The sequence below is a fragment of the Paenarthrobacter sp. AB444 genome, from assembly GCF_028736865.1.
GTDB classification, from domain to species: Bacteria; Actinomycetota; Actinomycetes; order Actinomycetales; family Micrococcaceae; genus Arthrobacter; species Arthrobacter nicotinovorans_B.
This window is the reverse complement of the sequence record NZ_JAQZBY010000001.1, coordinates 251938-265015: the sequence shown is the minus strand read 5'-3', so window position 1 is coordinate 265015 and position 13078 is coordinate 251938. Positions and strand designations below refer to the sequence as shown.

Sequence of the window (13078 nt, the reverse complement as noted above, 5' to 3'; positions counted from 1 at the left end):
CTAGACAGGTTGCGCAAAGAGCGCAACCGTGGCAAAGTGATGTGCACAACATCGGCTCGGCCAACCGGCAGGCAGTCGATCCCCCGATCAACCGAGAGGTCAACGATGACCGTTCTTCCTCAAGGAAGTGAGATTTCCCGCCGCCGACTGTTGCAGTTCGGCGCCGCGGCCGGTTTTCTGCTGGGTACAGGCAGCCTCGCCGGCTGTGCAGGCCCCACCGGCTTGCCGGGTCCCAGCACTCTGACCCTGGCCCTGAACCGGTCGCTGGTCAGCCTCGATAACAAACTCAACCAGTTCGACGCGGCAGTTACCGTCCAGCGGTCGGTCCGTCAGGGCCTGACGGCCATCGGGCCTGAAACCAAGCCGGTCCTTGTTTTGGCTGAGCGGTTTGATATGACCGGGCCAACTGAGTGGACCGTGACGCTCCGGGAGGGCATCCGCTACTCCGACGGCAGTCCGGTGCGCATTGAGGACGTGGCCACCGCCCTGAAAATGTACAAGCAAGTCCAAGGTTCATTTGTAGCCGGCTTCTTTCCCGAATTTCCCGAAGTAGTTCCGGTGGACGATCGCACCTTCACAATGGTGTCGAAGAAGCCTGTACCAATCCTGGACTCCTTGATGAGCATGATCCTGATAACTCCGGCAGGGCAAAACAAGCCGGAAGAACTCCAGGAAGGCCTGGGTACCGGTCCATACAAGGTCACCAAGTTCAATCGCGGCGCCGGAACCTACAGCCTGCAGCGCAACGAAAACTACTGGGGCCCGGCACCCGCTGTGGAAAATGTTGAAGTCCGCTTCCTGCCGGAGGAATCCAGCCGTGTCATAGCACTGCGCAGCGGCGAGGTGGACATCATCGACTCCATCACACCGGACTCGCGCGAACAGCTCGCCGGCCTCCCGGGCGTCCAACTGGCAGAGGCATCGAGCCTGCGACTGAACCAGATCTTCTACAACTTCCGTAAACCGGCCGGACACCCTTTGGCGGACGTTCGCGTTCGCGAGGCGCTTAGCTGGGCCATCGACGGCGAATCCTTGGTCAAAGACGTGCTGGTGGACTCCGTCAGCGCGGCCGAAGGAGTCACCCCCTCCAGCCTCACCGGTTACCACAAGACCGGCACGTATGTTTACGATCCCGAAAAGGCCAAGGCCCGGCTCGCCGAACTCGGCATCAAGGACCTGACCCTCAAGATCATCTGGGAAACCGGTGAGTTCGCATCGGATACCTCGGTGATGGAGGCGTTGGTTGAAATGTTCGGGGCGATCGGCGTCAAGACGGAACTCCAGCAGTTTGAACCCGGTGGCAACATCCTCGCCTGGCGACAGGGCAAGCAAGGCGACTGGGACTTGCTGGGCAACGGCTTCAGCAGCCCAACGGGCCTGGCCATCACGATGATGCAGGGCATGTATGCAGGGACTCCCGAAAAGGAAGCGACACGTGACACCTACCAGGGCTACGTGTTTCCCGACGTGCAGGCAAGGATCCAGGCTGCCTCCGCGGAAGTCGACCCTGCCCGCAGGCAGGAACTGCTGGCCGAGGCTCAGCAAGCCATCTGGGACACGTGGCCTTGCGCTTGGGCGTTCGTGCCCAAGTCTGTCCTGGCCCACCGCGACCGGGTTTCCGGCATCAACCTTGCCCCCACCAACTCCTACCCGCTCGTCGACGCCCGGTTGGAGGCATAAGCCATGACGAACTACATCCTCAAGCGCCTGGGGCAGGGGCTGCTCACCGTGTTCCTCACGGTGTCAACGGTATTCATCCTGATCCGCATGGCCCCGGGCGACCCTGCCGTCTCCTACGCCGGCCCCCTCGCCACTACAGAACAGCTGGACGCAGTACGCGAGCAATTCGGCCTGAATAAGCCCGTGCTGGAGCAGTACTGGATCTTCATCCAGCAACTGGTCACCGGAAACCTTGGCCAGTCCTACTCGTTCCAGGCCCCGGCCATGCAGGTGGTCTTCGAACGGCTTCCCTACACTCTGACCCTGGCGACGTCGGCCATCCTGCTGACCGCCGTCGTGGCCATCCCGCTGGGCGTCTGGATGTCACGACGCCCTGACACCGGACGTGAGTTCGGCGTGAACGTTCTCACCATTGCCGGGCAGTCCATGCCCGACTTCTGGACCGGCATCATGCTCCTGACCGCCTTCGCCGTGCTGATTCCCATCTTCCCGGCCTCCGGCTTCGCCACCTGGGGAGGGCTGGTCCTGCCCACCATCACCATCGCCATCCTGCAGATCGCCTTGATCTCCCGCATGGTCCGTCGCGAGATGACGAGCAACCTGGCAGCCCCTTACCTCACGGTGGCCCGTTCGCGTGGCGTCACCAACTCCGTCCTGACGTGGCGTTACGCCATGGGCAACTCGGCGATTCCCGTCTTCACTGCACTTGGCACACGGTTTGCAGCGATGCTCAACGGCGTGGTGGTCGTCGAAGTGGTCTTCGCGTGGCCCGGCGTCGGCTCCCTGATCGTCCGGGCCCTCGAAACTCGCGACTATCCCCTCATCCAGGCAACGGTCCTCATCACAGCCCTCCTGGCGGTGGGCGTCCAACTGCTCATCGACCTCGCATACCCGCTCCTCGATCCCCGCGTTCGTCTCGGAAAGGCGGCCACAGCATGAGCCTCGACACCGCAACCGGCGCAAGTTCCGCCGGTCCCTCGCAGAGCAAACTGCCCAGCCCCAGCGCCGTCACAAAGGCGGACATCGCCAAGGCAGGGGCCACCCGCCGTCGACGCTCCGCCAAGTGGAAGCTGATCGTCGGTACCGTGTGCACCTTGCTGGTGATGATCCCGATCATCCTGGCCCAGGTGCTCCCGCTGCCCGACGCGAATTTCCAGGACCTGGCCGCGCGGCGCCTGCCGCCGCTGACGGACGGGCACCTGTTCGGTACGGACCAGTTGGGCCGCGACCTGCTCTCCCGCGTGCTTCACGGAGGCCAGGTCTCACTGACCATCGGCGTCCTGGCCGTACTGGTTTCCGGAGCCATCGGCGTCATCCTGGGTGCTGCTGCCGGCTACTTCGGGGGCTGGGTGGACACCATCGTCTCCCGCATCCTCGAAGCTCAGATGTCCCTGCCGCTTCTGATGATGCTGCTGCTGGTGGTGGCGCTGTTCGGACCGTCCATTCCGGTCATCACATTCGTCATCGCCATAGCCCAATGGCCTGAAGTCGCCAGACTCACCCGGTCCATGGTGTTGGTGGAACGGGAAAAACCCTACGTTTCCGCAGCAAGGATCCTCGGCCTGCACCGCATCCAGATCCTGATTCGTCACATCATCCCCAATGTCATCAAGCAGGCCACCCTGGTAGTGCTGCTCCTGCTGGCCCAAGCTGTGTTGCTCGAGTCCGCGTTGTCCTTCCTGGGAGCCGGCCCGCAGCGGCCCTTCGCAACGTGGGGCCGCATCATCTCCGACGGCCAGGACTACATCACCACGTCATGGTGGATGGTCACCCTGCCCGGCCTGGTGATCGTGCTCATGGTAGTGGGCGTCAACCTGCTCGGTGACGGCCTTCGCGACCGTCCCCGCCGGAAAAAGAAGGGTGCCTGATCATGAACGCATCTGCAACCCCGCACAAGGAACACCCCCTGTTGGAAGTTCGCGACTTCCAGGTGGAACTCATCACCGAAGCCGGCATCATCCGTGCGGTGGACGCCGTCAGCTTCAGCATCGACCGCGGTGAAACGGTCACCATCATCGGTGAGTCCGGCTCCGGCAAGTCAACGACGGCGATGGGCATCCTCCGCCTTTTGCCTCAGGACCTTGCGGTCCTCTCCGGCACGGTGATGATCGACGGCGTCGACATCACTGCCGATCCCAAGGCGATCGACAAGGTGCGCGGCAGGACGCTGGCCCTGATCCCGCAGGATCCAATGACGGCCCTGAGTCCGGTCCATTCGATCGGCAGCCAACTGTTCGAGGCGATCCGGATTGCCGGAGCCGCGTCGGGCAAGGACAAGGCCGCGCTGCAGGCGCGGGCTGTTCGCCTGTTGGAACAGGTGCACATTCCGACGCCGGAGAAGCAGCTGAAGAAGTATCCCGACCAGCTGTCGGGCGGCATGCTGCAGCGTGTGCTCATTGCCATCGCGCTGGCCAGCGAACCGCAGCTGCTGGTGGCGGATGAGCCGACGTCGGCCCTGGACGTTACGGTCCAGGCCGGCATCCTGGACCTGCTGCTGGAACTCCAGGAGCAGCGGGGCATCGGCATCCTGATGATCACCCATGACCTCGGCGTGGCGCGGCTCATCTCAGACCGCATCCACGTGATGAAGGACGGCCAGTTCGTGGAATCCGGTGAGGTACAGCAGATCGTGGACCACCCTGCCACCGAATACACCCGGACCCTGCTGGCCGCGGTGCCGGTACTGGGGCCGTGGGACGAGACACCTGCTGCAACTTCGGGCGTGCGGCACGCCGCAGCACCATCAGCCGCCACCTTTACCCAGAGCGGAGCCCGCAATGACTAAGCCGTTCCTCGCCGTCGAGAAACTCGTCGTTGACTACCACGTCCCCGGAGGCACTTTCCGGGCAGTCGACGAGGTCTCGTTCTCGGTAGACAAAGGCAAGACGATCGCTGTCGTGGGTGAATCCGGTTGCGGCAAGTCGACCGTGGCCAAAGCGCTCATGCGGCTTGTGACTCCCACGAGCGGGTCCATTACCCTGGACGGCACGGACATCGCGTCAATGAGCGAGTCCAAACTGAGGCCCCTGCGTTCGAAGTTCCAGATGGTGTTCCAGGATCCGTACGGCTCCCTGGACCCGCACATGACCGCGCAGGAAATTGTGGCCGAGCCGCTGAAGCTCCAGGGAATGCGGTCCAAGGCCGAGCGTCACAAGGCTGCGGCGACGCTCATCGACCAGGTGGGCCTGCCTGCGCGGTCCCTGACCAAGCATCCCGCCGAGTTCTCAGGAGGCCAGCGCCAACGTATCGGCATTGCGCGGGCTCTGGCGTCCAAGCCGGAATTGCTCGTCTGCGACGAAGCGACCAGCGCCCTCGACGTATCCGTGCAGGCCCAGGTACTTCGCCTCCTTAGATCCATCCAGGAGGAAACCGGCATCACTTACGTATTCATTTCGCACAACCTGGGCGTGGTGCAGGAGATCAGCGATACCGTCATGGTGATGCAGCGCGGAAAGCTCGTGGAGCACGGCACCACGTCCTCCGTTCTGACCGCGCCCAAGGAGGACTACACCCGCAAGCTGCGTCGCGCGGCCCTTGACCCCGCCACCATGACCGGCTTGAAGCCCCGGCACATCGTCCGGTCCCTGGCCTTGGCCAAACAAGGCAACTGAACCCCTTTCGCACTGAAAAAAGCAACCACGAGGAATCAACGCATGAGCACGCACCCTGTAGGCTCCCAGGTGGACGGCCTGAGGCTCCCCATCTCCCGTCTGGTCCTGGGGACCATGACCTTCGGTGACACTGCTGACGAGGCCACCGCTGCGCGGATGGTGGAGGAAGCAATCGACGCCGGCATCACCACGATCGATACCGCCAACGCCTACGTTGGCGGGGTGACGGAGGACATGCTCGGCAGGCTTTTGAAGGGAAAGCGCGACGGCGTCATCCTGGCGTCCAAGGCCGGCATGCCGCATGCGGACCACGGCGGGAATTCTCCGCTCTCCCCAACGGGGCTGCGGGCGAGTGTGGAAGCAAGCCTGCGACGGCTCGGCGTGGACAGCATTGACCTGTTCTACTTGCACCAGCCTGACAGGGCCACGCCGTTGGCCGCCACCCTGACCACGATCGCCGAATTGGTGGACGAGGGAAAGCTTGGTGCCCTGGGCGTATCCAACTTCGCCGCCTGGCAGGTTGCCGACGTCATCCACACCGCCCGCGAGGTTGGCGCACCGCAGCCCGTGGTTGCGCAGCAGTTGTACAACCTGGTGGCGCGCCGCCTGGAGGAGGAGTACCTCGAATTCGCCGCCACGCACCACGTGCACACCATGGTCTACAACCCGCTGGGCGGTGGCCTGCTTACGGGCAAGCACAGCTTCGACGCCAGGCCCACAGAAGGCCGCTACGGCGACTCCAAGCTTGCTGCCATGTATACGCAGCGGTATTGGGACAAGCAGTTGTTCGACGCAATAGGCGAGCTGTCCCGGATCGCCTCCGACGCAGGCATTTCATTGGCCGAGCTGTCCCTGCGCTGGCTCGCCTACCGCGAAGGTGTTGGTTCCATGCTCCTGGGCGGGTCCAAGGTGGAGCAACTGCGTGCCAACATAGCCGCCGTTGCCGAAGGTCCGCTCCCGGCCGACGTTGTTGCAGCGTGCGATGCCGTGGGAACCTCGCTGCGTGGTCCGATGCCCGCCTACAACCGCTGATACTTTCCAGAACGCCTCAACGACCCGATCACACGAAACTGAAGGACTCTTGATGACCTCCGAACTGGCCCTCGAATTCGCCCGCACAATCCGCGCCCGGGAACAGGCGGTGGGCTACTGGACGGTATTGGACGCACCGGTTGCCACCGAACGGATCAGCCGCCTAGGTTACGACTACGTCGCTTTGGATGCCCAACACGGCCTGCTTGGATACTCCGGCGTTCTCAACGGGCTGATGGCCATTGATGCCGGGCATCGCGCCGTGGGAATGGTGCGGGTGGAGGCCAACGACTTCACCGCAATCGGCAAGGCCCTGGACGCGGGAGCAGTCGGAGTCATCGTTCCCCTCATCAACAATGCCGAGGATGCCGCAGCTGCCGTAGTGGCGGCCAAGTATCCGCCGATGGGCGGGCGTTCCTACGGACCAATGCGTTCTGCCCTGCGCATCGGTCCGAAGCCATCAGAGGCCAACAGCGCCACCCTGGTCTTCGCGATGATCGAGACGCCTGAGGGTTTGGCGAACGTCAAGGAAATTTGTGCCACCCCGGGCCTGGACGGCATCTACGTCGGCCCGTCGGACCTATCAATAGCTGTCGGCGGCTCGTTCCCCGGCGATCCCCAGGTCGAAACTGAGTTCAACGCCGCACTGGAAACCATCGCCGAGGCCGCCGCATCCGCGGGTATCGCTGCCGGCATCCACACGCCCGCCGGCACTGTCGCCAAGCAACGGCTGCAGCAGGGCTATACCTTCACCACCATCGCCTCCGACCTCACGCACCTGGAACAGATCGCACAATCCCACCTCGACGCTGCCCGCGCCGACTCCGGCACCAAGGAAAACTGAGCCATGCCCAACATCGCCACCAACGACTACAGCACCATCACCCCTGATGGACTGGTCAAGCGCGCTGACGGCGCGGACTTCGCGTACCTGCCTGCACCCACCGTGCAGAGCCACGCCGCGAACCTGCTCACGCTCCAGGACGGCCGGTTGGGTTGTGTCTGGTTCGGCGGGACCCAGGAAGGTGTACCCGACATCTCCATCTGGTTCTCCACTTTGGAACCGGGCAGCAGCCAATGGTCAGACCCCGTTCAATTGTCGGATGATTCCACCCGCTCCGAGCAAAACCCCATCTTGTTCACCAACGCCGACGGCGCCCTCTGGCTCCTGTACACCGCCCAAAAGGCGGGCAACCAGGACACTGCGGAAGTCCGCCGTCGTATATCCACGGACAGCGGCCGGACCTGGGGTGATGTCGAGACCCTGTTCGCAGCGAACGAGACCGGCGGTGTGTTCGTGCGCCAACTGCCTGTGCTGCTGCCCTCGGGCCGTTTGATCGTCCCGATCTTCCGCTGCATCACCACGCCGGGGGAGAAGTGGGTAGGCAACAGCGACGACAGCGCGGTGATGATCTCCGACGACGCAGGTGCCACGTGGATCGAAAGCGTCCTGCCAGGCAGCCTCGGTTGCGTCCATATGAACATCCAGCCCGTTGCCGACGGGTCGCTGCTTGCCCTCTTCCGCAGCCGTTGGGCCGACTCAATCTACGAGTCCCGCTCCACGGACGACGGGCTGACCTGGAGCGAGCCGGTGCCCACCGAACTGCCGAACAACAACTCTTCCATCCAGTTCACCGCGCTTTCCGACGGCCGCCTTGCCCTGGTGTACAACCACAGCCGCGCGGAGGCTTCCACTGAACGACGCCTCTCGCTGTACGACGAAATCGACGACGACGGCCTCGCTGAGGAACAGGGTCAGGTCACCGAACCAGACGCAACCGCCATACCCGAAGACGACGGCGTCAGGCGCGCCTTTTGGGGAACTCCGAGGTCTCCCATGGCCCTCGCCATCTCCGAAGACTCCGGACGCACCTGGCCCATCCGCCGCAACCTGGACGTCGGAGACGGTTATTGCCTGTCCAACAACTCCCGTGACGGGCTGAACCGTGAATACTCCTACCCGTCCATCCACCAGGGCCCGGACGGTGCGTTGAACATCGCGTACACGTATTTCCGGCAGGCCATCAAGTTCGTCCGGGTCGACCCGCAGTGGGCGTACGAGGGGACCGCTACGCCGGGCGGGGACGAATGAGCCGGCATGCTGTCGTCACCGGCACGAGCTCGGGGATCGGCAAATCCATCGCTGCCCGGCTGCTCGCCGAGGGTTGGCGCGTCACGGGGCTGAGCCGCAGTGAGTCCACGTTGGCGGGGAATTTCTCCTGGTTGCAGGCGGACCTGTCGAAGCCCGAGTCCCTGGAGACAGCACTCTCGGGCCTGGAACCTGCTGACGCGCTGGTGCACGCCGCCGGATTCCAGCGCACCGCGCATTTGGGGGACCTGGAACCGGATGCCTTGGCGGGCATGTTCGCCGTCCACGTCGCTTCCGCCAGCGTTCTCGCCAACATCCTGGTGCCCGGCATGCCCGACGGCGGCCGGATCATTCTGTTGGGTAGCCGGACCTCGACTGGAATGCCGGGCAAAAGCCACTACGCCGCGACGAAGGCTGCGCTGATGGGGCTTGGAAGGACATGGGCGCAGGAACTGGCGCCGCGGGGAATCACCGTGAACGTGCTGTCGCCAGGGCCTACTGACACGCCCATGCTGAACGATCCCGGCCGAGCTGCCACTCCCGTGAAAATGCCGGCACTCGGAGCCTTGGTGGATCCGGAAGACGTCGCAGCTCTCGCCGCGTTCCTGCTGGGTCCGCACGGCAAGTCCATCACTGGCCAGAACTACGTCATCTGCGGAGGAGCCTCTCTGTAGTTGAGTGGGTGCAGCATTCTGTCAAGTCACGGCCCAATGTCCTCCAATTACTGCTTCGTTCTGTTGAACGGGTCACATTTGTTTGCATCCTGGCTCTGTGCCCTTGATCCTTGCAAGACCTAGTTTTTTTCAGCGCTTGTCAGAGCGTGCCCAATGGAGGACACAATTTATGACTAACGTTCTTTGGTTTTCGGAGCTTGGCCTGTCCGACCTTGACCAGGTCGGAGGCAAAAACGCTTCACTCGGTGAGATGGTGCGAAATCTCGCCTCGGCGGGGGTGAAGGTTCCAGGTGGTTTTGCGACGACGGCGGACGCCTACCGGCGCTTCCTGGCCGAGTCGAGCCTTGACGCCCGGATTGAAAGCATCTTGGAGGGCTTGGACAGCGGCGATGTGGCCGCCTTGGCCAAGGTTGGCGGGGAAATCCGGTCCCTGATCCGCGAGACACCCTTCCCTGCCGGTTTCGAAGAGGAAATCCGCTCGGCGTACCGGCGCCTCACCGAGGAACACGGCGCAGACGTGTCCTGGGCGGTTCGGTCCAGCGCAACGGCCGAAGACCTTCCCGATGCTTCCTTTGCCGGACAGCAAGAGACCTTCCTGAACATCCGGGGGATTGACAACATCCTGCTCGCGATCAAGGACGTCTTCGCCTCGTTGTACAACGACCGGGCCATCGCCTACCGCGTCCACCACGGTTTCACGCACTCCGAGGTCGCGCTTTCGGCGGGTGTGCAGCGCATGGTGCGCTCCGACGTCGGCGCTTCGGGGGTGATGTTCACCATGGACACCGAGACCGGTTTTACGGACGCGGTGTTCATCACGTCCTCCTATGGCCTTGGCGAAGCCGTGGTCCAGGGTGCCGTGAACCCCGACGAGTTCTACGTCTACAAGCCTGCGCTGGCAGCCGGGCGTCCGGCGGTGCTCAAACGTGGTCTGGGCGGGAAGGCCGTGCAGATGGTGTACACGGAGACCGAAGAAGTCGGCAAGACTGTTGACTTCATCCCGGTGCCGCAGGAGTCTCGGAGCCGCTTCAGCCTCAGTGACGCCGAGGTGGAACAGCTTGCGCGTCACGCCGTTGCCATTGAGCGCCACTACGGACGGCCCATGGACATTGAATGGGGCAAGGACGGAGTGGACGGGGAACTGTACATCCTCCAGGCACGCCCGGAAACCGTGGAATCCCGCAAAGCCGCGGGCGTAACCTCCAGGTACACGCTCACCGAGCGCTCTACGGTGTTGGTGGAAGGCCGTGCGATCGGTCAGCGCATCGGCGCCGGCCAGGTCCGGGTCCTGTCCTCGATCGAGCAGATGGCCTCGTTCCAGGAAGGCGATGTCCTGGTGGCCAACATGACCGACCCCGACTGGGAACCGATCATGAAGAAGGCTGCCGCGATCGTCACCGACCGCGGCGGACGGACCTGCCACGCGGCGATCATCGCCCGCGAACTGGGCATCCCCGCCGTCGTGGGAACCGGCTACGCGTCCCAGATCCTCAAGGACGGCACCCCGGTGACCGTCTCCTGCGCCGAAGGCGAAGCGGGGCTGGTGTACGAAGGGCTGCTGGAGTACTCCCTCCAGGAGACAAGCCTTGACACCATGCCGGACGCTCCCGTGAAGATCATGATGAACGTCGGGACCCCGGAGCAGGCCTTCAGCTTCGCCAAGCTCCCCAACCACGGCGTGGGCCTGGCCCGCCTCGAATTCATCATCAACCGGCAGATTGGTGTCCACCCCAACGCCTTGTTGGCTGTCGCCGGTGAGATTGAGCGCCCGGCAACTCTGGATGATTACACGGTCCGGCAAATCCAGGAGAAAACCGCTGCTTACGATGGCCCGCGCGACTACTACGTGAGGCGTTTGGCCGAGGGTATTTCGACCATCGCGGCAGCGTTCGCCCCTGAACCGGTGATCATCCGGCTTTCGGACTTCAAGTCCAACGAGTACGCGAACCTGATCGGCGGCCCGGCCTTCGAACCTGAGGAAGAGAACCCGATGATCGGGTACCGCGGAGCGTCCCGGTACCTCTCCGAGTCCTTCCGGCAGGCATTCGAACTTGAGTGCGAGGCCCTGAAGTACGTCCGCAACGAGATGGGCCTGACCAACATCAAGCTCATGGTCCCGTTCGTGCGCACCCTGGAGGAGGCAAGCGGCGTCATTGACCTGCTCGGAGCCAACGGGCTGCGTCGCGGCGAGAACGGCCTGGAGGTCGTGATGATGTGCGAATTGCCGGCCAACGCCCTCCTGGCTGATGAGTTCCTGGAGTACTTTGACGGGTTCTCCATCGGATCCAACGACCTCACCCAGCTCACCTTGGGCCTTGACCGTGACTCCGCCCTGGTTGCTGATGGTTTTGACGAGCGGAACCCGGCGGTCACCAAGCTTCTGGAGTTGGCCATCACCGCGTGCCGGTCCAAGGGCCGGTACGTGGGAATCTGCGGCCAGGGGCCCAGCGACCATCCGGACTTCGCCGAGTGGCTGCTGGCACAGGGCATCAGCTCGATTTCGCTGAACCCGGACGCCGTCACCGAGACCTGGCTGCGCCTGGCCCGCACCACCAGCACACCGGTCTAAATGACGGATCGCGCAACCGTGGGGGCGGGCTCCGCGCCCGCCCCCACGGTGTTCTTTCTTTCCGACAGCACCGGGATTACTGCTGAAACCCTTGGCAACACCCTGCTGACCCAGTTTCCCGGGCAGCGGCTGGAGCGCCGGACAATCCCGTTCATCACCACCATTGAGCAAGCACGCGAGGTGGTGGCGGTGATCGACAAAGTGGCGGCGTCAGGTCCCGTGCCGATCATCTTCTCTACGGCTGTCGGGCAGGACATCCGTGCCGTGCTCTCCCAAAGCCGCGGGCAGTTCTTCGATTTGTTCGGTACCCACATCGGGCAACTCGAACAAACCCTTGGCTCTGCGGCCAACGGTAAGCCCGGCCAGGCCCACGGAGTGGGGGATGCAGTCCGCTACCAGTCCCGCATGGCCGCCGTCGAATACGCCATCGAACACGACGACGGCCAGTCCCTGCGCGCACTGGAGCGCGCCGAGCTGATCCTCATCGCCCCCTCCCGCTGCGGCAAGACGCCCACCACCATGTACCTTGCCCTGCAGCATGGCATCCTGGCCGCCAACTTCCCCCTGGTCGAAGAGGATTTCGAGGTCCTGGCGCTCCCGAAGCCCTTGTTGCCTTTCGCGGACAAGTGCTTCGGCCTGACGTCGCAACCTGTCAGGTTGAGCCAGATCCGCCAAGAACGCCGGCCAGGCAGCAGCTATGCGTCGTTGAACCAATGCACCTTCGAACTCCGAAACGCCGAGGATATGTATCGGGCCAACAACATCCCGTACGTGAACTCTGCGTCCATGTCCGTTGAGGAGATCTCGGCCACAGTACTCCAGCGGATGCAACTGCACCACTGACCAGGGGTTTGGCTTGTCTTGTCCCTCGAGGCTGCGGGCGCGTCACTTCCTGATGCACCTTGTTCCTATGTAGTAAGCATGCTTAGCTAATTGAAACGGCCCGGCTTGCTGGGGCCCGACAATTGGAGGCGTCATGCCCAAGACCGGGAAGAATGATCACGCCCGCAAAGACGAACTGCCGTCGACATTGCAGCGTTCCGAGCAGAAGGCCCAGGACACATTCGCCAAGACCTACGACTCGGCCATGGAATCCTACGACAACGATTCCAGCCGCGCGGCGCGCACTGCGTTTGCTTCGCTGAAGCACAGCTACGAGAAAGTCGGGGACCACTGGGAGCCCAAGGAGGAGCGCGGTCCTTCCGATGCGCGCGCCGAAGAAGGTGCGGACTCAACCTCGCCGACAGCCGGGGGAGTGGACGCCAATGCTTCCAAGGAACATCTCTACGGGAAAGCCCAGCAGCTTGGCATCAAAGGCCGCTCGAAAATGAACAAGGACGAGCTCGTAGAGGCGCTGCAAAAGGCCAATGACGCAGCCACCCGGAGGGCACGGAAAGGCTGATTCCTCCGCGACCCGGGGTTG

Annotated in this window: 12 protein-coding genes; all 12 read left to right on the top strand. The window is 63.4% G+C overall.

Annotated features, from left to right (window positions below; all coding sequences use genetic code 11):
- The first annotated feature begins 105 nt into the window (after nucleotides 1-105).
- The 12 genes from PQ627_RS01190 (at nucleotide 106) to PQ627_RS01135 (ending at nucleotide 13057) form a co-directional block, all read left to right on the top strand.
- Nucleotides 106-1680 carry an ABC transporter substrate-binding protein gene (locus PQ627_RS01190; protein WP_274257986.1) on the top strand — a complete coding sequence of 525 codons (1575 nt, stop codon included), beginning with the start codon at nucleotides 106-108 and terminating at the stop codon, nucleotides 1678-1680.
- Between the two features lie 3 nt (nucleotides 1681-1683).
- Nucleotides 1684-2619, top strand: a complete 936-nt coding sequence (locus PQ627_RS01185; protein ID WP_274257985.1) for an ABC transporter permease — start codon at nucleotides 1684-1686, stop codon at nucleotides 2617-2619.
- Complete coding sequence (locus PQ627_RS01180; RefSeq protein ID WP_274257983.1) at nucleotides 2616-3548, top strand: ABC transporter permease; 933 nt, start codon at nucleotides 2616-2618, stop codon at nucleotides 3546-3548. The genes PQ627_RS01185 and PQ627_RS01180 overlap by 4 nt, the downstream gene beginning before the upstream one ends.
- 2 nt (nucleotides 3549-3550) lie before the next feature.
- A complete protein-coding gene (locus tag PQ627_RS01175; RefSeq protein ID WP_274257981.1) occupies nucleotides 3551-4465 on the top strand; it encodes an ABC transporter ATP-binding protein in 915 nt (304 codons plus the stop codon).
- Nucleotides 4458-5291, top strand: a complete 834-nt coding sequence (locus PQ627_RS01170) for an ATP-binding cassette domain-containing protein (protein ID WP_274257980.1) — start codon at nucleotides 4458-4460, stop codon at nucleotides 5289-5291. Before PQ627_RS01175 ends, PQ627_RS01170 begins: the two co-directional genes overlap by 8 nt.
- A gap of 42 nt (nucleotides 5292-5333) precedes the next feature.
- Nucleotides 5334-6323, top strand: coding sequence for an aldo/keto reductase (locus tag PQ627_RS01165; protein WP_274257979.1), 990 nt, complete (start codon nucleotides 5334-5336; stop codon nucleotides 6321-6323).
- 52 nt (nucleotides 6324-6375) lie between these two features.
- On the top strand, nucleotides 6376-7167 hold the full coding sequence (locus PQ627_RS01160) for an HpcH/HpaI aldolase family protein (protein ID WP_274257977.1): 792 nt from the start codon (nucleotides 6376-6378) through the stop codon (nucleotides 7165-7167).
- A 3-nt stretch (nucleotides 7168-7170) separates the two neighbouring features.
- Nucleotides 7171-8415, top strand: coding sequence for a sialidase family protein (locus PQ627_RS01155; protein ID WP_274257976.1), 1245 nt, complete (start codon nucleotides 7171-7173; stop codon nucleotides 8413-8415).
- The gene (locus PQ627_RS01150; protein ID WP_274257974.1) at nucleotides 8412-9086 is read left to right on the top strand and encodes an SDR family NAD(P)-dependent oxidoreductase; all 675 of its coding nucleotides are present in this window, start codon (nucleotides 8412-8414) and stop codon (nucleotides 9084-9086) included. The genes PQ627_RS01155 and PQ627_RS01150 overlap by 4 nt, the downstream gene beginning before the upstream one ends.
- Nucleotides 9087-9255: 169 nt before the next feature.
- Nucleotides 9256-11655 carry a phosphoenolpyruvate synthase gene (gene ppsA / locus PQ627_RS01145; RefSeq protein ID WP_274257972.1) on the top strand — a complete coding sequence of 800 codons (2400 nt, stop codon included), beginning with the start codon at nucleotides 9256-9258 and terminating at the stop codon, nucleotides 11653-11655.
- Nucleotides 11656-12498 (top strand): pyruvate, water dikinase regulatory protein, encoded by an 843-nt coding sequence (locus PQ627_RS01140; protein WP_274257970.1) that lies wholly within the window; start codon nucleotides 11656-11658, stop codon nucleotides 12496-12498.
- Between the two features lie 133 nt (nucleotides 12499-12631).
- Complete coding sequence (locus PQ627_RS01135; RefSeq protein ID WP_144658690.1) at nucleotides 12632-13057, top strand: ChaB family protein; 426 nt, start codon at nucleotides 12632-12634, stop codon at nucleotides 13055-13057.
- The last annotated feature ends 21 nt before the right edge of the window (nucleotides 13058-13078 follow it).

What these genes read in the sequence shown, in the direction of transcription:
- PQ627_RS01185 (WP_274257985.1), top strand. Translation starts at nt 1,684, where the DNA reads ATGACGAACTACATCCTCAAGCGCCTGGGGCAGGGGCTGCTCACCGTG.
- PQ627_RS01140 (WP_274257970.1), top strand. Translation starts at nt 11,656, where the DNA reads ATGACGGATCGCGCAACCGTGGGGGCGGGCTCCGCGCCCGCCCCCACG.
- PQ627_RS01190 (WP_274257986.1), top strand. Translation starts at nt 106, where the DNA reads ATGACCGTTCTTCCTCAAGGAAGTGAGATTTCCCGCCGCCGACTGTTG.
- PQ627_RS01155 (WP_274257976.1), top strand. Translation starts at nt 7,171, where the DNA reads ATGCCCAACATCGCCACCAACGACTACAGCACCATCACCCCTGATGGA.
- PQ627_RS01170 (WP_274257980.1), top strand. Translation starts at nt 4,458, where the DNA reads ATGACTAAGCCGTTCCTCGCCGTCGAGAAACTCGTCGTTGACTACCAC.
- PQ627_RS01175 (WP_274257981.1), top strand. Translation starts at nt 3,551, where the DNA reads ATGAACGCATCTGCAACCCCGCACAAGGAACACCCCCTGTTGGAAGTT.
- PQ627_RS01135 (WP_144658690.1), top strand. Translation starts at nt 12,632, where the DNA reads ATGCCCAAGACCGGGAAGAATGATCACGCCCGCAAAGACGAACTGCCG.
- PQ627_RS01160 (WP_274257977.1), top strand. Translation starts at nt 6,376, where the DNA reads ATGACCTCCGAACTGGCCCTCGAATTCGCCCGCACAATCCGCGCCCGG.
- PQ627_RS01165 (WP_274257979.1), top strand. Translation starts at nt 5,334, where the DNA reads ATGAGCACGCACCCTGTAGGCTCCCAGGTGGACGGCCTGAGGCTCCCC.
- PQ627_RS01180 (WP_274257983.1), top strand. Translation starts at nt 2,616, where the DNA reads ATGAGCCTCGACACCGCAACCGGCGCAAGTTCCGCCGGTCCCTCGCAG.
- PQ627_RS01150 (WP_274257974.1), top strand. Translation starts at nt 8,412, where the DNA reads ATGAGCCGGCATGCTGTCGTCACCGGCACGAGCTCGGGGATCGGCAAA.
- ppsA (WP_274257972.1), top strand. Translation starts at nt 9,256, where the DNA reads ATGACTAACGTTCTTTGGTTTTCGGAGCTTGGCCTGTCCGACCTTGAC.